The organism is Burkholderia sp. Ac-20379, assembly GCF_017104645.1.
GTDB lineage: Bacteria > Pseudomonadota > Gammaproteobacteria > Burkholderiales > Burkholderiaceae > Burkholderia.
In genome coordinates this window covers 1-19,561 of sequence record NZ_JAAGPF010000131.1, presented here as the reverse complement: position 1 = coordinate 19,561, position 19,561 = coordinate 1, and the positions used below count along the sequence as shown (strand labels likewise).

Below are 19,561 nucleotides of genomic sequence, written 5' to 3'. Positions count from 1 at the left end.
CGCGCTCGACGCCGCGCTGATCGACGACACCGCCGACCGGATCGCCGCGACGCGCGCCGGCGCCGAGGCGCGCGAGGGCATCGCCGCGTTCCTCGACAAGCGCACGCCGGCCTGGCGCGCCTGACGGGCCGTTCCGTCTGAACCCGACAACCGACTCCCGACCATCATGTTCGACAAGATCCTGATCGCCAATCGCGGCGAAATCGCGTGCCGCGTGGCCGCGACCTGCCGCCGGATGGGCATTGCGAGCGTCGCCGTCTATTCGGACGCCGACGCGAACGCCAAACACGTCGCCGCCTGCGACGAAGCCGTGCCGATCGGCGGCGCGGCCGCCGCCGACAGCTACCTGCGCGGCGAGCGCATCGTGGCCGCCGCGCTCGCCACCGGCGCGCAGGCGGTGCACCCCGGCTATGGCTTCCTGTCCGAGAACGAGGCGTTCGCGCAAGCCTGCGCCGCCGCCGGGCTGGTGTTCATCGGGCCGCCCGTGAACGCGATCGCCGCGATGGGCTCGAAGGCCGCCGCCAAGGCGCTGATGCAGCGCGCCGGCGTGCCGCTCGTGCCCGGCTATCACGGCGACGACCAGGATCCCGCGCTGCTGCACCGCGAGGCCGACGCGATCGGCTACCCCGTGCTGCTGAAGGCCAGCGCGGGCGGCGGCGGCAAGGGCATGCGGGTGGTGGAGCGCTCGGCCGATTTCCCGGCCGCGCTCGCCTCGTGCCAGCGCGAGGCGGCCAGCAGCTTCGGCAACGATCGCGTGCTGATCGAGAAATACCTGCAACGCCCGCGTCACGTCGAGGTACAGGTGTTCGGCGACACGCTCGGCAACACCGTCTACCTGTTCGACCGCGATTGCTCGGTGCAGCGCCGTCACCAGAAGGTGCTCGAGGAAGCGCCCGCGCCGGGCCTGCCCGATGCGCAACGCCGCGCGATGGGCGAGGCTGCCGTGGCCGCCGCGCGCGCCGTCGGCTACGTGGGCGCGGGTACCGTCGAATTCATCGTCACCGGCGAGCAGTTCTACTTCATGGAGATGAACACGCGGCTGCAGGTCGAGCATCCGGTGACCGAGATGGTCAGCGGGCTCGATCTGGTCGAATGGCAACTGCGGGCCGCTTCGGGCGAGCCGTTGCCGCTCGGTCAGGCGCAGTTGCGGGTCAGCGGCCATGCGATCGAGGCGCGCCTGTATGCCGAGAGCCCGGCGCGCGGCTTCCTGCCGTCCACCGGCACGCTGCGCCACCTGCGGCTGCCGGACGGCGTGGAATTCTCGATCGGCGCACCCGTGCGCGTGGACAGCGGCGTGCGCGAGGGCGACGCGATCACGCCGTTCTACGATCCGATGATCGCCAAGCTGATCGTGCACGGCGCGGACCGCGAGGAAGCGCTGAAGCGCATGGCGCGCGCGCTGCGCGATTGCGAGGCGGTGGGGCTGTCGACCAACGCGGCGTTCCTGCAGCGGATCGTGGCCAGCGAGCCGTTCGCCACCGGCGATCTCGATACGGGCCTGATCGAGCGCCATCACGACGCGCTGTTCGCGCCGCAGCCGCTGTCGCCGGTGGCCGTCGCGCTGGCTTGCGCGGCGTTGCTGGCGCGCGACGACGCGCCAGCCGAAGGGCCTGGCTCGCCGTGGGCCGCGCTCGGCAACTGGCGGCTCAACGGCGCATACCGCCGCACGCTCGGCTGGCAGTTGCGCGAACGCGAAAGCGCGCTGCGCGTCGAGTACGCGCAAGGCGCAACCGACGCGACGCTCGCGGTGGGCGACGCCGGCCCGCTGCCGTTCGCGTGGTCGCGCGGCGCGACGCCGCTCGATTTCGTCGTGACGATCGGCACGCAGCGCGGCGCCGGCCGCGTGGTGGCGGAGGGCGATGCGTTCCACGTGTTCGCACAAGGCAGCGCCGAAACGTTCGACTGGGCCAATCCGCTGGCCCACGCCGGCGACACCGAGCACGGCGGCGGCCGGCTGACCGCGCCGATGCCGGGCAAGGTGATCGCGGTGCTGGTCGAGCCGGGGCAGGCCGTGGAAGCCGGCGCGCCGCTGCTCGTGATGGAGGCGATGAAGATGGAGCACACGATCGGCGCGCCGAACGCGGGCGTGGTGGCCGAGGTGCTGTACGCCGTGGGCGATCAGGTGGCCGACGGCGCGCAGTTGATCCGGCTCGACGCCTCGGCGGCCTGAGCGCGGGCGGGCGTAGGCGTCAGGGCTGCCCGCCGAGCAACTTCCGGCGCAGGCGCTCGGCCCGCGTCTTCGGATCGAGCCAGATGCCGAAGAACGCGGCCGCGAATGCCGGATCGTCGATGTCGGCCTTCAGCGTGTCGTTCGCGTAGAAGCGCGCACCGTGCCCGGGCAGGTAGACGCCGCACAGGCTGTCGCCGGGGCCGACATCCTGGAACGCGCGGCGCATGTCGGCCCGCCACGCCGCGAGCGTGGCCTCGGGCAACGGCGCGGGCGCGAGGCGGCGGATCTCGTCCATGCCCACCTCCACCAGCCGTTCGGCGCGGATCGTGCGCCGGTAGGTCAGCGCGAGCGCGAACGGCACGTCGTCGCCGGTTGGCGCGCGGCTCGCCCACAACGCCGCGTCGTACAGGCAAAAACCCAGCACGCAGAATTCGCCCGAGCCGATCAGGCGGGCCGACGGCACGTCGTTGCGGCAATCGGCCGGCACGCCCGCACCCGCGCTGGCGAACGCGCAAGCCGCACCGGCCGCGATCGCCAGGCCGATCAGGCCGCGCGCCGCCGCCGTTCCTGGCACCCGCACCCGGGCCTGCATCTCAGCCGTCCCGTTCGATCAGGAAGTGCATGACGCCCGTGCGCGCCTCGGCAAACCCGGCCTCGCAATACGCCAGATACAGCCGCCAGGTGCGAATGAACGTTTCGTCGTAGCCGAGCGCGCGCACCGCCTCCAGCCGCGCTTCGAACGCCTGCCGCCACAGCTGCAGCGTGTGCGCGTAATCCTGGCCGAAGCTCAGCGTGGCCGTGGCACGCAGGCCGCCGCGCTGCGCCGCGCGGACGAACCGCTCCGGGCTCGGCAACATGCCGCCCGGAAACACGAACTCGCGGATGAAATCGCTCGACGCGCGATAGGCCGCGAAACATGCCTCGTCGATCGTGATGGTCTGCACCAGCGCGCGGCCGCCCGGCGCGAGGCGCGCGCGCAGTGTCGCGAAGTAGCCGGGCCAGAACGCTTCGCCCACCGCCTCGAACATCTCGATCGAAACGATCGCGTCGTAATGCCCGTCGAAATCGCGGTAATCGCACAGCTCGGCGCTGGCGAGGCCGTCGAGGCCCGCCGCCTGAATCCGCTCGGCGGCCAGCGCCTGCTGGCTCGGCGAGATCGTCACGCCGCGCACCGCAATGCCGAGCCGCGCCGCATGCAGCGCGAAGCCGCCCCAGCCGCAGCCGATCTCCAGCACGCGCATGCCGGGCCGCAGCCCGAGCGTGTCGACGATGCGCTGATATTTCGCGTGCTGCGCGTCGGCCAGCGAGCGTGCCGGGTCGCCGTCGAAGCAGGCCGCCGAATACGTCCAGGTGTCGTCGAGCCACAGCGCGTAGAACGGGTTGCCGATGTCGTAATGCGCGTGGATGTTGCGCCGGCTGCCCGCGCGCGTGTTCGGCCGCAGCCGGTGCCGCAGGTTGTACCAGAGCCGCGCGAGCCGCCCGCCGTGCACCGTGCGCGAGACGGCCGATTCGTTGCGCATCGCCAGCCGCAGCAGCGCCGTGAAATCGGGCGAATCGAGCCAGCCCGCGCGATAGGCCTCGGCGAAACCGATGTCGCCCGAGCGCAGGATCGCGCGGCAGGCGCGCCAGTCGAGCAGACGCAGCACGGCGCTGGGCCCCCGGTGCGGATCGCCGAACACGTACTGCGCGCCTTCGGGCGTCGACAGCGTCAGATGGCCGACGCGCGCGCGCCGCAGCAAGCCGAAAAAGAGCCGCACGGACAGCCCCGCCGCGGCAGGCGTGGAGAACGATCGCAGCAGGGTCATGACGAGGTCTCCCGGTCGTGAAGCGTGGAAGGGGTGGATGATGTGGAGTCGATCAAGGGCGGCGAGGGCCGCGAGGGCGGCTGCGCGCCGTGGAACGGCACGCGCTTGAGCCACAGCCGCAGCGCCTGCCAATGGATACGAAACAGCACGCCGACGATGTCGAACGGCTGGCGCGCCAGCGCCCGCCATGCCTGTTGGCCGGTGAATGGCTGCGCGCGCAGCGTCAGCGCCGTGCGCAACAGCAGGCCCTGATCGTCGTGGTAATCGATCGCGACGGCCAGCCGGTCGCCGTGCTCGCGCACGCGGAACACGTAGCGGCCCGTCACCTCGCAGAACGGCGAGACGTGGAACGCCTTGCGGCAGACGAGCTCGGTGGCCGCTTCGATCGGCGCATGGCCCGGCGCGCTCAGCAGATAGCCGTGATGGCCGCCGAACGTGTTGCGCACGTCGGCGTACAGCGCGCGCAGCGCACCCGAGCGGTCGTGGCAAAGCCAGAAACCGACCGGGTTGAACGCCCGGCCGAACACGCGCGGCATGCTGACGAGCCGAATCTCGCCGTCGGCCGGAATGCCGGCCTCGTCGAGCCGGGCGCGCATCCACGGCGCGAGCGGCTGGCCGTCGCGCGGGCCGAAATCGCGCGTGGCGATGGCGAGCGGCGCGCGCCGGTCCACGCCGAACCAGCGCCGCCCGATGTCCGCGAGGCGGGCCACGTCGCAGCCGAGATACAGCACCGGATAGTCGAAACGATGCCGCGCCGGGCGCAGGCGCTCGTGCATGACGCGGCCGGTCAGGAACTGCGCGGGAGCGCGGGCCGGGTCGGTCATGGCTGCGCCCAGTCCGGCAGCACGTCGAACGCGGCGGCCACCTGCAATGCCGATTTCAGGCCGTCCTCGTGAAAACCGTAGCCCGTCCAGGCGCCCGCGTACCACGTGTGGCGGCAGCCTTGCAGCTCGGGCAGGCGCTGCTGCGCGTCGATCGCGGCCTGATCGAGCAGCGGATGCTCGTAGTGATACTGGCCGAGCACGCTGCGTTCGTCGGGTTGCGCGAACGGGTTCAGCGTGACGATCACCGGCTGCTTGAACGGCAGCGGCTGCAACTGGTTGATCAGATAGCTGACGCAGGTTTCCTGCGGGCCGCCGTTCGCGCCTGGCCGCCCGAGGTAATTCCACGCCGACCACACGCTGCGCCGGCGCGGCAGCAGCCGCGCATCGGTGTGCAGCACGGCGAGATTGCGGCGGTAGCGCACCGCGCCTAGCACGTCGTGTTCGGCCTTGTCGGCATCCACCAGCAGGCGCAGGCTGGCGGGCGCGTGGCTGGCCAGCACCACGGCGTCGAAGCGCTCGTTGCCGCCCGCGTCGGTGGCCACCGTCACGCCGTCCGGTTCGCGGCGCACGGCCCGCACCGGCGTGTTCAGGCGCACGTCGTTGAGCGTGGCGACGATGCGCTTCACGTATTCGCGCCCGCCGCCGGCCACCGTCCGCCACGGCGGCCGATTGTTGACCTGCAACAGCGCGTGATTGAGGCAGAAGCGCAGGAACGTGGCGGCCGGGAAGCGCAGCACGTCGTCCGCCTCGCTCGACCAGATCGCCGCCGCCATCGGCAGCAGGTAATGGCGCTGGAACGGCGCGCCGTAGCGGCCCTCGGCCAGCAGTTCGCCCACCGAGCAGCGCGTGCGCAGCGCCAGATCGAGCTGCGCCAGCGCCGACGCGTTGAAGCGCAGGATGTCGCGCAACATGCCGAGAAACGCCGGCGACAGCAGGTTCTGGCGCTGCGCGAACACCGTGTTCAGGTTCGTGCCCGCCCATTCGAGCCGGCCGCCGTCGAGCGACACCGAGAACGACATGTCCGTGCGGTGCGCCTGCACGCCCAGCTCGTCGAACAGTGCGATCAGGTTCGGGTAGGTGCGGTCGTTGAACACCAGAAAGCCGGTGTCGACCGGATGGCGCTGGCCGTCCAGTTCGACGTCGACCGTATTCGTATGGCCGCCCGCGTAGCCCGCCGCCTCGAACAGCGTCACGTTGTGACGGCGGGCGAGCAGATAGGCGCTGGCCAGCCCGGCGATGCCGGCGCCGACCACGGCGATACGTTGTCCGGGCCGCCGCGCGGCGGCATGTTGATCCATGGCGTTCCTGCTCCTGATTCCTGTGACGAACTCGGGGGGCGACAGGGACAGATACGGACGAGCCGCCCCCGCGGATGCAGCCGCCTGCGATCAATCCTTGCCGTCCGGCCGCGCGAAGCCCGGCTGGCCGATCTGCTCGGGCGTTTGCGCGACCTTGCGGAAGCGCGCCGTGTCGTAGCCCATCGTGTCGAGCCGCGCCAGCAGCGATTGGTAGGTGGCCGCGTCCATCTGCGGCTCGCGTGCGAGGATCCAGCCCAGCGATTTGCCCGGATAGCCGAGGATCGTGTAGCGGTAATCGGGATCCACATAGAGCGTCAACTGGCTCACGTAGATCGGCCAGAACAGCCGCACGCGCCAGGCGCCGCCGCCGCTGTCCGGCCGCACCGTATCCACGAAGGCGTGCGTGGTTTCCGGCGCGTCGAAGCTGCCCTTGCGGCCCGCGAAACCGTCGTCGATCCGGCCGTCCGCGCGCAGCGCCCAATGCACGCGGCTGCCCACGAAGCCGCGCTCCGCGAAATACGGGATGTTCGCGATGACGTACCAGCGGCCCATGTAGCGCGGCAGATCCACCGGCACCGTCTGCAACGGCACGGCGGCGCGCGGGTTCGGATTCGGCGGGCCGCCCGAGCAGGCCGACAGCGCCGGCAGCAGCGCGGCGGCGGCCACCGCGAGCACGCCGGCGCGGGCGAGGCGAAGCAGGCGCGCGCGGTTCATCGCGGCACCTGACGCTTTTCCAGCAGGCAGTGCGCCACGCCCCATTCGCGGCCGTGCGCATAGCCGAACAGTTCCGCCACCGCCATGTAGAACATGCGCCAGCGCTGGAACCACAATGCCGCGTCCGCCCCGTAGACGCCCTCGAACACCGGCATCACCGCTTCGCGCTCGGCGTCGAGCGAGGCCAGCCATTGCTCGGCCGTGCGCGCGTAATGGCGGCCGTCGATCCACCATTGGCGCGAGACGCGCAGATCGTCCTGGAAATGCAGCAGCAGCGAGGCCGACGGCATCGTGCCGCCCGTGAAGAAATGGCGCGACATCCAGTCCGTGCCGTCCTGCGAATCGAAGTGATAGGCCGCCGTGCGGTGCGCGAAGTGATGGACGAACAGCTTGCCGTCGTCGTGCAGCCAGCTCGAAATCTTGGCCAGCAGCGCGCCGTAGTTCTTCATGTGTTCGAACATCTCGATCGACACCACGCGGTCGAAGCCGCGTTCGTCCGGCGCGAAATCGAAATCGGCGATGTTGCCCGTGACGATGCGCAGGTTCGTCAGGCCGCGCTCCGCCGCGCGGCGCTCGATGAAGCGGCGCTGGCCGTGCGAATTCGACAGCCCCACGATGCGGGCCGCCGGATAGCGCTCCGCCAGCCATAGCGACAGCGAACCCCAGCCGCAACCCAGATCGAGGATGCGCTGGCCGTCCGCCAGGCCCGCGCGCTCCGCATAGCATGCCAGCATCGCGTCCTCGCCCTGCGCGAGCGTTTCCGTGCCGCGCGGGTAGTAGCCGCAGGAGTATTTGAGACGCGGCCCCAGGTGCTGCTCGAAGAATGTGTCCGGCACCTCGTAGTGCTGGCGGTTCGCCGCTTGCGTGTCGATCGCGATCGGGCTCGCGCGCAGTTCGGTCAGCAGGCGTTGCAGGGCGTCGGCGCTGCGTTCTCCGTCGTGCGCGAACGCTTCGCGCAGGCGGGCGCGCATCAACTGCCGCATGCCCGCACGGATCAGCGCGTCGGGCAGCCAGCCGCGTTCGCAGCAGCGGATCAGCCAGGGTTCGGCCGCCTGCGGCGCGGGCGTCGGATCGGTAACGGTCGTGCTCATCGTGAGGCTCCTTGCGGTTGAGGGCTCAGCGCGGGCCGGCAGGCGGCGAGCGGCGCGGCGGCCAGGGGATCAGGGCGCTGGTGGTGCGCATGTAGTCGTCGTAGCCGGCGCGGGTGTGCACCAGCCGGGCTTCGAGCAGCGGGATGCCGGAGACCTTCATCAGCAGCCAGGCCATCGCGAACGGGGGGATCAGGGTCAGCCAGCCCCAGGGCAGATGGATCGACAGCGCTGCGTAGGCGAACCAGTGCAGGCATTCGAAGAAGTAGTTCGGGTGGCGGGAGTAGCGCCAGAGGCCGGTGCGGCAGACCTGGCCTTTGTTGGCGGGGTTGGCTGCGAAGCGGGCGAGTTGGCGGTCGGCGAGGCCTTCGCCGGCTACGGCGAGTAGCCAGATTGCAATGGCGGCCAGGGTGTTGGGGGTGGCGATTGGCTCCGGGCGTGAGGCGGGGATGAAGAAGGCGATGGCTAGTATTAGTGCTACCACGGCCTGTAATTGGAAGAACCAGAAGAAGCGGGAGGCAGCTTTGTCGCCCCATTGGTCGCGGAATTGACGGTAACGGGCATCCTCGGGGTGGCCGTAGTTGCGTTGCCAGAGGTGCCAGGCCAGGCGTAGGCCCCAGAGGCCGCCGCCTATTGCTATCAGCCAGCGGTTTGATGGGGCGCCGGTGCCGGTCAGGGCGGCGAGGATCGCGACCAAGGCTAGGCCGAAGGCCCAGATGGGGTCGATCATGCCGGCGTTATGGCTGCGGAGTTGCCAGAGCCAGACGGCGGTGAAGAGGGCGATCAGGGTTGCGGCTGACAGCAAGACGGCTAGGGGGAGGGGCATGAGGGCTCCGAGGGAGGGGGCTCATGGGGAGGTACGGATAGGGGGCGGGGGTGGATGCGAGGGAGGGAAGAAAAAAGCGACAAGCAGGCGGGATTGCCAAGCCGTGACCTCGGCCATGACTTTGTCGATGACCGAGCTGATGAAGCCGGCGACAGTTCCATAGCGTACTGCTTCAGTAGAAAAACCTGAATTTTGCGCACGATCATGCTACGCGCGTCCCACGGGGACTAGCTTTGCGTCGTATATCGCGACGATCTTGTCGTCGAAGCCAGTGAAGCGTCGCTCCTGCTTGCGAATGAGCAGCGAATGGAAGCTGCCGTCGCGATCGCAAGGCACCTCGATGCCGATCGGGCCGTCTTCGGTCAGGACAGTTTTTGCGCCTCTGCCGTTGCGTTGGTTACTCGTCTCTGACGATCTTGCAGCTCCAGGCGAATAGCCGAGATAGTGATTCATCCACCGCCCAGCGCGCGTTCGATCAGCGCCTTCTTGAGCGCCAGCGTGGCGGCTTTGATAGCTTCGGCCGTCATCGGACCGTTGCCGATCTGCTCAAGCAACTCGGCAGGAATCGTCAGCAACTCGACCGGCTTGGCTTTCGGTTTGCGAGGCATACGTCCTCCCTGGGACATGAATATGCATCGAACACGAAATTACGGACAAGCCCCAATTTTTTCGACCTACGTCCCCCATTAGGGCCGCCGTAACATCACTGCGCAACGTCATATGACGGACTAGCATAGGAAGTGGGGGGGCAACCTTGGACGATATTCAAGTACTTTGACGAACAAAATGAACCACCGGTGGTGAATGCACGCGGTCGCATCTGCCGCAGGCGATCCTATGAAACGTTTATTGTTCGCCGGGTTCCAGTGATGGAACTATTCCTCGTATAATAGGAGGGTTGTTGCGTCGGATCGATCAACCTTGTCCTATAGAAATTTTCGCTTCGGGGATAGTATGAGTGCGCAAGAAAAAAATCTCGATAAACTTAGAAATGTAATAAATGAAAATTTGCGTACGCAAATTGGAAATGACAAAGTCAACTACATAAGTACCGGCCATACACTCAGTGATGTCACTGCAAAGCAAAGTCATTGCATATTTGCTCGCCGAGGTTGTGGCAAGACCTTGCTACTTCATCATTCAAGACGTCAACTCGATAACGAAACGAGAGCAATTTACATAAACTGCGAGGACTTTAAACATCACTCGTTTCCGAATGTTCTTATCGAATTGCTTGATGCGACCTTTAGAGAGCTTGACCGCAATCTCCTAGGATGGTTTGGCAAGAGCAAAAAACTGAAGACGATTCTTACAGATGTGCGCGCAAGCCTAGCGGATCTTCATCAAGCACCAGATCAACAATCGATAGAAGTGAAGGCTGCCTCAAGCGAGCACGCTGAGCATAAGAATACTGGCTCCGTAAAAGCTGGGGCTAAAGCACATTCTTCAGAAGTTTCAATCAGTGCGGGTTCGGATCGACTCTTCAAGAGCTCAAGCGATATTGAGCGAAAGTATGTTCATAACGAAAATAAACTACAACAACTAAATCATAACCTCCCAAGCTACAAAAACGAAATTCGCGATTTTTTTTCGATTTCAAAAAAACTTCGATCAGTGTACATACAGATCGATGACTTCTACCACCTCAATCGCGCCGATCAACCTTTTGTTGCTGATTATATTCACAGGCTTTGCAAGGATACTCCACTTAAGTTCAAAATTGCCACACTTAGGCACAACTCGGTGATGTATATTGAGCGCGCAGGGCAGCCAATTGGAATTCAAGAGCGGCATGACTATCAGCCAGTAAATATTGATTTTACTTTCGAGCACTTTGATCGAACACTTTCCCAAAATCGAGGAATTTTTCTAGAATATTGCAAGCTAGCAGGAATGACTCCCGCCGATTTTGATGCCCTTTTTAAAGGAAAAGGGTTTGACCGACTCGTTCTTGCCGGCGGTGGCGTCCCGCGTGACTGCATGTCATTTTTTCTTGAGGTTCTAGATAGAGTGAGGACCGCGGATCCTGCGGGGAAAATTGGCAAGGATGATGTTCGTTTCCTAAGCAAGGAAACTTTTGAACGTCGAATTGATGAACTCAAACAAGACTCAGAGGGCCAAGACCAAGACACCCTGCTTAAGGGTATATACGCTCTGCGTAGTTTTTGCCTTGAAAAGAAAAGCAGTGTTTTCCTTGTGGCGGAGAACGAAATTCAAAGCGATGATGATTTGAAGTTGCTGCTCTATCGTCTTATGGATTATCGAATAATTCATCGCGTTGCAAGCTCACTCACTCACAAGTCAAAAACTGGTTCGAATTATCAAGCATTTGCGATAGATATAGGTTGCTATGCATATATGCGGAACTTGCAAAAACGCCTTGTCGAAATCGACTTAACAGAGGCGACCGCCAAGGAGAAAATGCGCTCAAGTCCTATATTTGAAGGTGAGGATCTTCGCAGAATTTGGCTCAATTCGGATGGCAAAACGGGAGCGGCGGCGTTGGCTGAGCAAGATCAAACAGACAACGAGGTCGTCTTGGGTGAAAACGTCGGTTGATATGTACTCTTGATATCGGATGCCAAGAGATTGGTGAATTACGTAATTGCGAGAATCAACGTCAGTAGACTGGAGTCGATCTTTAAATTCTCGAAAACCCGGTCTATTGATCGATTCGGGTGATCGACTGCGGTTGGCCTGTAATTGCAATTGAATGCCATCAGCAAACAGAAAGCCCGCACTAAAAAGCGGGCTTTCTACCAAGTTTCTGGCCACCCAGCCCCCTCAAGAAACCCGCAACCCCCCACTAGCAATCACCGGCCCCGTCGGCTGCCCCGTAACCGACCCACCCTCCGGCTCCACCGAAACCGCCAACGTCGCCGTCGTCACCAGCTGCGCCACGATCTTCGGCGGCAGCGCCATCGAAGCCGGCGCATCCGCCGGGAACACACCCAGCGCAATCGGCTTTTCACCATGAGGAATCAGCCAAAGCTCCGTCGACCGCCCACTGGCCAGTTGCGGATGCACGGCCGGCACGACCACCATATTCCCGCGCCGCAAATCGACGGTCGCCGTCCAATGCGCAACGCCATCGGTACGGGCGAGGGTAGCGACCAGATACCCGGTCGGCTCCACCGCAGCCCCGGAAGCTCCCGAAGGCGCGGAAGCGCCACCCGGCGCAACCTCCCGCAACACCCCCAAATTAACCGCCAGCAAACCCAACGCCGCGACGCTCGCCCCAATCCCCAGCCAGCGCCACAAATCGAGGCTATTCCACCAGCCACCGCGCGCAGCAGCTTCAGCAACCGAATCCGAACCCGCCCCAGCAGGCAAAAACCCAAGATCGCGCCGAATCCGCGTCCACACCCGCTCGGGCGGCTGAACCACCGCCAATTCATCGGCCAGCGGCGCCAGCCGCACCAGCCACGCATCGAGCGTCGCCCGCAGCGCAGCATCCTTGCGAACATCGCGCTCGAGCTGCCGGCGCGAATCGGAATCGAGCACGCCGAGCGCGTATTCGGCGCAGCGCAGGTCGTCGTCGGAGAAGGCAGGCGTATTCATCGCTCGAGGCACAGCTTCAGTTGCAGGAGACTGCGGCGGATCCAGCTTTTCATGGTGCCGAGCGGCACGCGCAGGCGTTCGGCCAGTTCGGCATAGGTCGCACCGGTGAAGAACGCTTCGCGGATCGCGCCGCGCTGCTGGGCTTCGAGCGCCTGCAGGCACTGTTCGAGCCGGCGGCGGGCCTCGCTCGATTCGGCCAGTTCGGCAGGGGTAGGGGAATCATCTTCGATGGCGTCGGCCTGCTCGTCGTCGAGCGGGCTTTCGCGATGCTGGCGCAGGCGGTCGATGCAGCGGTTGCGGGCCAGCGTGAGCAGCCAGGTCATGGCGCTGCCGCGCGCGGGATCGAAGCTGTCGGCGCGCCGCCAGGCGGTGGTGTAGACGTCCTGCAGCAGATCCTCGGCCTCGCTGCGGTCATGCACCATCCGCACGATCACCGCGAAAATGCGCGACGCACTGAGGCGGTACAGCGCCTCGAAGGCCGGTTGGTCGCCCTGGGCGACCCGTTGCAGGGCTTGGTTGAGCTGGGCGCGCCGCGCCTCGTCTGCATCGGGACTCTCGGTCATGTCGGGCGTGATCTTGACGCGCGAACGCGCTGCCGCGCTGCGTCGTAGCTGAAGTGTCGCTAAATATAGCATCGGCGATGCGCCGCCGTATATCGCGCCGCTCCGGGCCGTCTGTCTGATCGTCATGGGGCGCATCCATCGCTCCGGGGCCGGCCGGCTGGCTGGCTTGCAATCAGATACGAGCGAACCGGCAGGCAGGATGCAGCCGATTGCGCAACCGGCGCGACGCGAACCGTTGCCTGCTCGCATCGGCCAGCCTGCGGCGGCCCGCCGCTGCGCTATGATCACGCCTTTTACGCGGGCCGCCCCGGCGCGCACCGCGGTTTTTCCCGGTTTCCCGCGTTTTCCCTGTTATTCGCTGATTTCCAGATGACTCGACGATTGCCCGCGGCTGCGCTGCGGAAACTCCCGCGCCCGCGCACGTTGCAGCGGCAACTCGGCCTCGGTTTGACCGTGATGGCGGCCCATGCCGCGGCCGCCCCCGCCGACACGCCGGCGGCCGTGCCCGCACCGGCTTCCGAAACGCGCGCCGGCAAGGACGACGCCACCGCCACCCACGCACTGCCGGCCGTGTCCGTATCGGGGCGGCCCGATGCATCGTGGCGCGCCCGCACGGCGTCGGTCACGGGCCGCGACGACGCGTCGATCCTCAACACACCGGCCTCGGTCACGGTGGTGACGGCCGCGCAGATCGCCGACCAGCAGGCGAAAACCGTGGCCGACGTGCTGCGCAACGACACCTCGGTCAACGCCGATTACACGCCGGTGGGCTATTACGGCAACTTCACGATCCGCGGGTTCCCGCTCGATCCGGCCAGCGCGCTGCGGCTCGACGGCCTCGCGCTGTCGGGCGAGCAGAACGTGCCGCTGGACAACAAGGAACGCGTCGAAATCCTCAAGGGGCTGGCCGCGATCGACAGCGGCGTGCTGTCGCCGGGCGGGGTGGTCAACTTCGTCAGCAAGCGCCCGGAGAACGTGTCGAGCGTGACGGGCAGCGTGGACAGCCGCGGCTCGACCTCGGCCTCGGTGGATCTGGGCCGCCGCTTCGGCCCGGACAATCAGTTCGGCTTCCGCATCAACGCGGCGAAGGAAAACATCCATTCGTACGTGGACGACGCGAACGGCCGCCGCACGTTCGGCTCGATCGCGGCGGACTGGAACATCACGCCGCGCGCGAGCCTGCAGGTCAACGCGGAATTCCAGCAGTGGATCCAGCGCTCGGTGTCGGGCTATCAGTTGCTGGGCGGCACGGTGGTGCCGGCGGCGGCGTCCACCTCGAAGCTGCTGGGCGTGCAGCCGTGGGCCAAGCCGGTCACGACCGACGCGCTGAACCTCAACGCGCGCTTCGACTACGCGTTCAACGACGACTGGCGCGCCTATATCGCAGGCGGCCGCAGCCGCACGATGATCGACGACAACGTGGCGTTCGCCTACGGCTGCGGCTATTCGCCGAGCTGCGGCGCAGGCGGCACCTCGCCGTTCTTCTTCGCGCAGAACGGCGATTTCGACGTCTACGATTACCGCAGCCCCGGCGAATACCGCCGCAACGACGAAGTGCGCGCGGCGGTGTCGGGCAAGTTCACGACGGGCGCGCTGCGTCACGACGTGCTGTTCGGCGTGGGTGCGCTGCATCGCGTGGTGCGGCTCTCGGATGCCGTCTACGACTACGTGGGCACGGACAACATCTATGGCCCCGATCTGGCGTTCCCGCCGTCGGAGAACCAGGCGAGCGTCTCGTATCCGCAGCTCGACGCGTGGCAGGTGTCGCTGTTCGCGTCCGACAAGATCAGCTTCGGCGATCACTGGCAGGTGCTGCTGGGCGGCCGGCAGGTGCTGCTGCGCCAGCGCGCGTGGACGAGCCAGGACGGCGACGCCACCCACACCGATCGCACCAAGTTCCTGCCGCAACTGGCGCTGGTCTACAAGCCGGTCGCGCCGCTGACGTTCTACGGCTCGTACAGCAAGGATCTGTCGCTCGGCGATCAGGCGCCGGTGCGCGCCAGCAACGCCTATGCGTTCCTGCCGCCGATCGAATCGAACGCCTACGAAGTGGGCGCGAAATACGACTGGGCGAACCGCCTGACGCTGACAGCCGCCGCGTTCACGATCAGCCGGCCGTTCCAGTTCGCGCAGCCGGATGCGTCGGACGCCGGCTATACGTTCGTGCAGCAGGGCCGCGAGCGCCACGACGGCATCGAACTCGGCGCGTCGGGCCAGGTGACGGAACGCCTCGCGCTGAACGCGTCGCTGACGGCGATCCGCGCGCGCGCCTACGATTCGGGCTCGCCCGCCTACGAAGGCCATCAGGTCATCAACACGCCGCCGCTGCGCGCCACGCTGAACGCCGATTACGCGGTGCCGGGCCTGCCGGGCTTCCATCTGCTCGGCGGCCTGGAATACAGCGCCGGCCGCACGGCCAACGAGGAAGGCACGGCGCGCGTGCCGGGCTGGATCGTGGTGAACGCGGGCGCGCGCTACAGCACCAAGCTCGGCGGCCATCGCGTCACGGCGCGGCTGTGGGTCGACAACCTGTTCAACCGCTATTACTGGCGCGACGCCGGCGAGCAGCAGGGCGACGCCTACCTGTTCCTCGGCGCGCCGCGCACGGCGCGGATGTCGGTCACGTACGACTTCTGAGCGGCTGCTGCCCCCGGAGACCGCCCATGTCACCTCTCGAAATTGCCGGTGTGATCGTCAGTGCGCTGGCGATCTGGCTGACGGCGCGGCGCAACATGCTGTGCTGGCCGATCGGGCTGGCGTCGGTCGCGCTTTACGCGTGGATCTTCCTCGACGCCAAGCTCTATTCGGACATGCTGCTGCAAGGCGCATTCGCCGCGCTGCAACTGTATGGCTGGTATCGCTGGTTCGTGCAACGGCGCGGCACAGGCCAGCCCGGCAGCGGCAACAACGAACGGCCGGTGCTGCCCGAGCGCAATGTCGGCTTGCGCCGCCTCGCGCCGGGGCTGCTTGCGGCCGTGGTGCTCAGCGTACTGCTGGGCAGTGCGATGGCGCGCTGGACCGACGCCTCGCTGCCGTACGTCGACGCCACGCTGACCGCGTTCAGCCTCGTCGCCCAATACTGGACGGCGCGCCGCTATATCGCGTCGTGGCAGTTGTGGCTGGTGGTGGACGTGATCTACGTGGGCATGTTCGTCTACAAGGCGCTGTATCTGACGGCCGGGCTGTATGCGCTGTTCGTGGTGCTGGCCGCGATCGGCTGGCGCGACTGGGCGAGGGCGCTGGCGCGCGCCGATGCCGAGGCCCATTTCGCGCAACCGGAAGCGAGCCGATGAAGCGCATCGGTTCATCGTCGACGCGACGAGGCCGCGCATGAGCGGCTCGCCCCACGATCCCGTGGAAGACGGCGCGCCCGCGCCGCTCCAGTTCACCGTCGACGGCGAAACGGCCGAGCGCGACTGGCCGCTGATCACGCGCGCCGAAGTGGCCGGGCTGCTGGCCGATTTTCCGCAGGCGGGCGCGCTCGCGCGGCTGTCGTGGCACAGCCCGCGGCCGTTCTCGGCCGCCGTGCTGGCCCGCACGGCCGATGGCGCGGCGCTGTTCGTCAAGCGCCATCACGCGGCGATCCGCGACGTGGCCGGGCTGGAGGAGGAGCACCGCTTCATGGCGCACCTGCGCGCGCAGGGCGTGCCGGTGGCCGAGGTGCTGACCGGCGCGGCGGGCCGCAGCGCCGTGGCGCGCGGCGACTGGACCTACGAGGTGCACCGCGTGTCGCCCGGCGTGGACACCTATCGCGGCGTGATGTCGTGGAAGCCGTTCTTCCACACGGCCCACGCGGCGGCGGCCGGGCGCATGCTGGCCACGCTGCATCGCGCGGCGGCCGGTTACGACGCGCCCGCGCGGGAGCCGCGCCCATTGCTGACCAGTTTCCGCGTGCTGTACTCGCCCGATCTGGGCAGCGCGCTCGACGCCTGGGTGCACGCGCAGCCGGGCCTCGAACGCGCGCTCAGCGGCCACGACTGGCACGCCGACGTGATCCGCGAAATCGGCCCGTTCCATCGCGAACTCGCGCCGCTGCTCGACACGCTCGCGCCGTGCTGGACCCACGGCGACTGGCACGCCTCGAACCTGCTGTGGACGGGCGACGACGCCGCCGCGGACGTCGCCAGCGTGCTCGATTTCGGCCTGACCGACCGCACTTGCGCCGTGCTCGATCTCGCCACGGCGATCGAGCGCAACCTCGTCGACTGGCTCGCGCCGGCCGACGCGCGCCGCATCGAATTCGCGCAACTCGACGCGCTGCTCGACGGCTACGAATCGGTGCAGCCGCTCGCGCGCGACGCGTATCGCGCGCTGATCGCGCTGCTGCCGATCGCGCATACCGAGTTCGCGCTGTCGGAGGTGGAGTATTTCAACGGGATTCTGTCGTCGCCGGTGGGCACCGAGGCGGCCTACGGCGGCTACCTGATCGGTCATGCGCGCTGGTTCGCCGGGCCGGACGGCCAGCGGCTGCTCGACGCGCTGCGCGCGCGCATGCCGGCCGCCTGATCGACGGCAACCGGCGCGCCGCGCATCACTGCGCGGGCGGCTTCGGTTGCGGCGCAGCGGGCTGCGGCTGCGCTTGCGCTTGAGGCGGCTGCGCCGTCCACACCACGGCGTTATCCACCGCATAGAAGCGGTACGTCACCTTCGCCTGCTGCCATTGCTGCTGGAACTGCGCCAGTTCGGCCGACGTGGAAATCGAGCCGAACTTGCCGTCGCTCGTGAACACGAACGCGCGCGGCGGCGCGAGCAGCAGGAATTGCCGGTAGGCCAGCGCCACCGGCGCTTTCTGGGCCGCGGGCACGGGCAGCGCGTTCAGATCCGAGATCGCCGCGAAGCCGCTGCCGAGCACCTGTCCGTCGGGCGAGAACCGAATCCCCACGCCCTTCATCGTGTTCTGCCAGGCGGCCACTTCCTTTGCATAACGCTCGGGCAGTTGCGCGACCCATTCGGCCGGATACGAGAACGCGAAATTCTCGGTGGCGGTGGCCACCGAGCGCACCACGCCGATCAGCCGGCCCTGTTCGTCGAACAGGCCGCCGCCGCTCGAGCCGCTCGTCACGGGCGTGGACGACTGGATGATCGGCACCTGGCTCTCCGGCTCCTGACGCAGCGAGGAAATCAGCCCGTCGGTCAAAGACAGCTCCAGCCCGCGCGGGCTCGAGATCACATACACGCGCTGCCCGACGCGCAACGTGCTGATCGGCGCGATCGGCACCGGCTGGCGGTTGAAGCCGCCCGCCACGCGCAGCAGGCACATGTCGCGGCGGTTGTCGGGGTCGCGCAGCACCTCGTCCACGCCGATCGTGTCGGGGCCGTTGGTGAGCTTGATGTCGATGGCCTTTTCGACCACGTGGCAGGCCGTGATGAAGCGGCTCGGCGCGATCAGCACCGCGCTGCCGATCAGAAACTGGTTGGCTTGGGGCTGCTCCGCCTTGACCGTCCAGATTTTCGGCGAGACGGTGGCGAACACCTTTTCGGCGTTGGTTGTGCCCGGCTGGGACGCCGGTTGGACAGGGGCTTGAGCGGGCGGTTGAGGTGCGGCGGGCTGCTGGGCGAACGCGCCCGCGCCGATGCCGAGGAGCAGCCAGAGCGCGTGACGCCACGCCGTGGCGCTGTGTTTCCTGTCGATGCGCAATTGAGGTTCCTCTTGAGGCAACGATGCGATGGCGATCCGTCAGGCAAGGCGCGGCGGGAAACACGGGCAGATCGGGTCACCGATTATAGTCGGTGACCCGGCGGGGGGCGGAAGCGGAAGCGGAAGCGGGAAGGCGAGGCGGCCGGGCGCGCGGGCCTCAGCCGATTTCGGCGATGCGGTCGCGGTCGAGCGGAAATTTCAGGCGTGCGGCCATGCGTTCGAACGCCTGATCCCAGCCGGCCGATTGCGGCACGTATCGGTCGTAGATCTCGCCGAGCTTGCGAAACAGCGTCTCGCTCGGCTTGCCGCGATGCTCGCGGTAGGCGTCGTGCCAATCGCGGATGCAGGCCAGCGGCATCGCCTTCGCCGCGTCGCGGATGAACGTGTCGCGGTCCAGGCCGCCGGCCACGGCCTGCTCGGTGAAGCGCAGCGTCTGATACACCGATTCGCCCTCGTCGATCAGCCGTTCGTGGCGGTACGAGCCGGCGTCGGCTGCGTGCTCGCGCGGGCCGCGCTGCGCGTGCGTGACCTCGTGGATGATGGTCAGCGCGGCCAGCGTCGCGTTCTCCATCATCGACGTGTTCAGCAGGATCGTGCCCACGCCGGCAAACGGCTTGGGCTCGTATTTGACGGTGCCGGTGCGCGGATCGTAACGCGGCACGGCGTTGCGGATCGTGCACGACGTGTCGCGGGTGGGATGAATGCCGTAGCCGGCCTGGCGCGCCCAATCCAGGCACTGCGCCACCATCGGCCAGCGCGCGGCGATCCGCGAGCCGTCGTATTTCATTTCGTCGAAATTCGGCCGGCGCGACGCCGGAGACGGCGCCTGCGCGATCGCCAGCCCCTGCGAGCGGCCCGCCACCATCGCGCGCAGATGCGGGCTGGGGGGCGGGGTGCCGGCGCGGGTGGGGACCTCGCGGTGGCACGTGGGGTTTGCTTGGCGTCCTCGTGGTGCCCGGGCGTGCGCGCGTGCGCTTGGGTGTGGCGGTACGTGCCAGGCGCCAGGGGACTGGGTCAGTGGGTGTGGTCGCAAGTCGGTCGTGGTCCGCTTGATGCTTGTTGCCTTGACGCTAC

The 19,561-nt window shown here is 67.0% G+C and carries 16 protein-coding genes and 2 pseudogenes; 6 read left to right on the top strand and 12 right to left on the bottom strand.

The features are described from left to right. Both G3N92_RS17950 and G3N92_RS17945 read left to right on the top strand, forming a co-directional pair. Positions 1-124 (top strand): annotated as a pseudogene (locus G3N92_RS17950) (enoyl-CoA hydratase/isomerase family protein); the annotation flags it as partial. A gap of 42 nt (positions 125-166) precedes the next feature. Next, positions 167-2,170, top strand: a complete 2,004-nt coding sequence (locus G3N92_RS17945; RefSeq protein ID WP_206128879.1) for an acetyl/propionyl/methylcrotonyl-CoA carboxylase subunit alpha — start codon at positions 167-169, stop codon at positions 2,168-2,170. Positions 2,171-2,189: 19 nt separating this feature from the next. Here the strand turns inward: G3N92_RS17945 and G3N92_RS17940 are convergent, their stop codons facing one another. The 8 genes and pseudogenes from G3N92_RS17940 to G3N92_RS17905 all read right to left on the bottom strand — a co-directional run. Beyond that, positions 2,190-2,702, bottom strand: coding sequence for a chalcone isomerase family protein (locus G3N92_RS17940; protein ID WP_339385772.1), 513 nt, complete (start codon positions 2,700-2,702; stop codon positions 2,190-2,192). A gap of 61 nt (positions 2,703-2,763) precedes the next feature. Continuing rightward, complete coding sequence (locus G3N92_RS17935) at positions 2,764-3,975, bottom strand: cyclopropane-fatty-acyl-phospholipid synthase family protein (protein WP_206128877.1); 1,212 nt, start codon at positions 3,973-3,975, stop codon at positions 2,764-2,766. Next, positions 3,972-4,799 carry a DUF1365 domain-containing protein gene (locus G3N92_RS17930; RefSeq protein WP_206128876.1) on the bottom strand — a complete coding sequence of 276 codons (828 nt, stop codon included), beginning with the start codon at positions 4,797-4,799 and terminating at the stop codon, positions 3,972-3,974. The genes G3N92_RS17935 and G3N92_RS17930 overlap by 4 nt, the downstream gene beginning before the upstream one ends. After that, entirely contained in the window at positions 4,796-6,097 is a 1,302-nt protein-coding gene (locus tag G3N92_RS17925; protein WP_206128875.1) for an FAD-dependent oxidoreductase, read from the bottom strand. Before G3N92_RS17925 ends, G3N92_RS17930 begins: the two co-directional genes overlap by 4 nt. A gap of 90 nt (positions 6,098-6,187) precedes the next feature. Continuing rightward, complete coding sequence (locus G3N92_RS17920; RefSeq protein WP_206128874.1) at positions 6,188-6,811, bottom strand: lipocalin family protein; 624 nt, start codon at positions 6,809-6,811, stop codon at positions 6,188-6,190. Continuing rightward, on the bottom strand, positions 6,808-7,902 hold the full coding sequence (locus tag G3N92_RS17915) for a cyclopropane-fatty-acyl-phospholipid synthase family protein (protein WP_206128873.1): 1,095 nt from the start codon (positions 7,900-7,902) through the stop codon (positions 6,808-6,810). Before G3N92_RS17915 ends, G3N92_RS17920 begins: the two co-directional genes overlap by 4 nt. A 25-nt stretch (positions 7,903-7,927) precedes the next feature. Continuing rightward, positions 7,928-8,725 (bottom strand): DUF1295 domain-containing protein, encoded by a 798-nt coding sequence (locus tag G3N92_RS17910; protein WP_206128872.1) that lies wholly within the window; start codon positions 8,723-8,725, stop codon positions 7,928-7,930. An 81-nt stretch (positions 8,726-8,806) separates the two neighbouring features. Further along, positions 8,807-9,333: pseudogene (locus tag G3N92_RS17905) on the bottom strand (transposase); the annotation flags it as partial. A gap of 346 nt (positions 9,334-9,679) precedes the next feature. Here G3N92_RS17905 and G3N92_RS17900 point away from each other — a divergent pair. Then, positions 9,680-11,284: a hypothetical protein gene (locus G3N92_RS17900; RefSeq protein WP_206128871.1), complete on the top strand. Its 1,605-nt coding sequence runs from the start codon at positions 9,680-9,682 to the stop codon at positions 11,282-11,284. Positions 11,285-11,509: 225 nt separating this feature from the next. Here G3N92_RS17900 and G3N92_RS17895 read toward each other — a convergent pair whose 3' ends face one another. Together G3N92_RS17895 and G3N92_RS17890 are read right to left on the bottom strand one after the other, a co-directional pair. Next, positions 11,510-12,286 (bottom strand): anti-sigma factor, encoded by a 777-nt coding sequence (locus G3N92_RS17895; protein WP_206128870.1) that lies wholly within the window; start codon positions 12,284-12,286, stop codon positions 11,510-11,512. Next, positions 12,283-12,849 carry a sigma-70 family RNA polymerase sigma factor gene (locus tag G3N92_RS17890; protein ID WP_241014859.1) on the bottom strand — a complete coding sequence of 189 codons (567 nt, stop codon included), beginning with the start codon at positions 12,847-12,849 and terminating at the stop codon, positions 12,283-12,285. Before G3N92_RS17890 ends, G3N92_RS17895 begins: the two co-directional genes overlap by 4 nt. Before the next feature lie 456 nt (positions 12,850-13,305). Here G3N92_RS17890 and G3N92_RS17885 point away from each other — a divergent pair, with 456 nt between their 5' ends. Genes G3N92_RS17885 through G3N92_RS17875 form a run of 3 tightly spaced genes read left to right on the top strand, consistent with a single transcriptional unit; the run spans position 13,306 to position 17,355 of the window. Then, positions 13,306-15,486, top strand: a complete 2,181-nt coding sequence (locus G3N92_RS17885; protein ID WP_241014858.1) for a TonB-dependent siderophore receptor — start codon at positions 13,306-13,308, stop codon at positions 15,484-15,486. 26 nt (positions 15,487-15,512) lie between these two features. After that, a complete protein-coding gene (gene pnuC, locus G3N92_RS17880) occupies positions 15,513-16,142 on the top strand; it encodes a nicotinamide riboside transporter PnuC (RefSeq protein WP_206128868.1) in 630 nt (209 codons plus the stop codon). 37 nt (positions 16,143-16,179) lie between these two features. Continuing rightward, positions 16,180-17,355 carry a phosphotransferase gene (locus G3N92_RS17875; protein WP_206128867.1) on the top strand — a complete coding sequence of 392 codons (1,176 nt, stop codon included), beginning with the start codon at positions 16,180-16,182 and terminating at the stop codon, positions 17,353-17,355. Between the two features lie 25 nt (positions 17,356-17,380). On the opposite strand, the gene G3N92_RS17870 is transcribed toward G3N92_RS17875, so the two are convergent. Together G3N92_RS17870 and G3N92_RS17865 are read right to left on the bottom strand one after the other, a co-directional pair. Next, positions 17,381-18,487 (bottom strand): serine protease, encoded by a 1,107-nt coding sequence (locus tag G3N92_RS17870; RefSeq protein ID WP_241014857.1) that lies wholly within the window; start codon positions 18,485-18,487, stop codon positions 17,381-17,383. Positions 18,488-18,644: 157 nt separating this feature from the next. Continuing rightward, a complete protein-coding gene (locus G3N92_RS17865; protein ID WP_206128866.1) occupies positions 18,645-19,352 on the bottom strand; it encodes a hypothetical protein in 708 nt (235 codons plus the stop codon). Positions 19,353-19,561 lie beyond the last annotated feature (209 nt).

Excerpts from the sequence above, each read along its gene's own strand:
- G3N92_RS17900 (WP_206128871.1), top strand. The coding sequence starts at position 9,680 with ATGAGTGCGCAAGAAAAAAATCTCGATAAACTTAGAAATGTAATAAAT.
- G3N92_RS17920 (WP_206128874.1), bottom strand. The coding sequence starts at position 6,811 with ATGAACCGCGCGCGCCTGCTTCGCCTCGCCCGCGCCGGCGTGCTCGCG.
- G3N92_RS17875 (WP_206128867.1), top strand. The coding sequence starts at position 16,180 with ATGAGCGGCTCGCCCCACGATCCCGTGGAAGACGGCGCGCCCGCGCCG.
- G3N92_RS17885 (WP_241014858.1), top strand. The coding sequence starts at position 13,306 with ATGGCGGCCCATGCCGCGGCCGCCCCCGCCGACACGCCGGCGGCCGTG.
- G3N92_RS17945 (WP_206128879.1), top strand. The coding sequence starts at position 167 with ATGTTCGACAAGATCCTGATCGCCAATCGCGGCGAAATCGCGTGCCGC.
- pnuC (WP_206128868.1), top strand. The coding sequence starts at position 15,513 with ATGTCACCTCTCGAAATTGCCGGTGTGATCGTCAGTGCGCTGGCGATC.
- G3N92_RS17935 (WP_206128877.1), bottom strand. The coding sequence starts at position 3,975 with ATGACCCTGCTGCGATCGTTCTCCACGCCTGCCGCGGCGGGGCTGTCC.
- G3N92_RS17865 (WP_206128866.1), bottom strand. The coding sequence starts at position 19,352 with ATGGTGGCGGGCCGCTCGCAGGGGCTGGCGATCGCGCAGGCGCCGTCT.
- G3N92_RS17930 (WP_206128876.1), bottom strand. The coding sequence starts at position 4,799 with ATGACCGACCCGGCCCGCGCTCCCGCGCAGTTCCTGACCGGCCGCGTC.
- G3N92_RS17890 (WP_241014859.1), bottom strand. The coding sequence starts at position 12,849 with ATGACCGAGAGTCCCGATGCAGACGAGGCGCGGCGCGCCCAGCTCAAC.
- G3N92_RS17915 (WP_206128873.1), bottom strand. The coding sequence starts at position 7,902 with ATGAGCACGACCGTTACCGATCCGACGCCCGCGCCGCAGGCGGCCGAA.
- G3N92_RS17895 (WP_206128870.1), bottom strand. The coding sequence starts at position 12,286 with ATGAATACGCCTGCCTTCTCCGACGACGACCTGCGCTGCGCCGAATAC.
- G3N92_RS17910 (WP_206128872.1), bottom strand. The coding sequence starts at position 8,725 with ATGCCCCTCCCCCTAGCCGTCTTGCTGTCAGCCGCAACCCTGATCGCC.
- G3N92_RS17925 (WP_206128875.1), bottom strand. The coding sequence starts at position 6,097 with ATGGATCAACATGCCGCCGCGCGGCGGCCCGGACAACGTATCGCCGTG.